Annotated in this window: 6 tRNA genes; all 6 read right to left on the minus strand. The window is 52.8% G+C overall.

What is annotated here, in order from left to right:
- Positions 1-4: 4 nt before the first annotated feature.
- Positions 5-93, minus strand: a tRNA-Leu gene (locus tag DDE80_RS14590).
- 6 nt (positions 94-99) lie between these two features.
- Positions 100-174: transfer RNA gene (locus tag DDE80_RS14595), tRNA-Gly, on the minus strand.
- Between the two features lie 38 nt (positions 175-212).
- Positions 213-294 (minus strand) — tRNA-Leu (locus DDE80_RS14600).
- Positions 295-303: 9 nt separating this feature from the next.
- Positions 304-379, minus strand: a tRNA-Lys gene (locus DDE80_RS14605).
- A gap of 7 nt (positions 380-386) precedes the next feature.
- Positions 387-462: transfer RNA gene (locus tag DDE80_RS14610), tRNA-Thr, on the minus strand.
- A gap of 6 nt (positions 463-468) precedes the next feature.
- Positions 469-541, minus strand: a tRNA-Val gene (locus tag DDE80_RS14615).
- Between the last annotated feature and the right edge of the window lie 14 nt (positions 542-555).

Here is a 555-nt window from a genome sequence, read left to right on the forward strand (position 1 = left end):
AAAATGGTGCCGAGAACCGGAATCGAACCGGTACGGTAGTCACCTACCGCAGGATTTTAAGTCCTGTGCGTCTGCCAGTTCCGCCACCCCGGCACATGTTGGAGCGGAAGACGAGGTTCGAACTCGCGACCCCCACCTTGGCAAGGTGGTGTTCTACCACTGAACTACTTCCGCATGTGCAAAAATTAATCTGACAGTTATGAAATTTATGATGCGGGTGAAGGGAGTCGAACCCCCACGCCTTGCGGCACTAGATCCTAAGTCTAGCGTGTCTGCCAGTTCCACCACACCCGCATATAAAACTGGTGAGCCATGCAGGATTCGAACCTGCGACCCCCTGATTAAAAGTCAGGTGCTCTACCAACTGAGCTAATGGCTCTAAAAAATGGTGCCGGCGAAAGGAGTCGAACCCTCGACCTACTGATTACAAGTCAGTTGCTCTACCAACTGAGCTACACCGGCATAATATGGAGAATGACGGGCTCGAACCGCCGACCCTCTGCTTGTAAGGCAGATGCTCTCCCAGCTGAGCTAATTCTCCACGTTGCCTAGCGA

The organism is Metalysinibacillus jejuensis, from assembly GCF_003057615.1.
In the GTDB taxonomy this organism is placed as follows: domain Bacteria; phylum Bacillota; class Bacilli; order Bacillales_A; family Planococcaceae; genus Metalysinibacillus; species Metalysinibacillus jejuensis.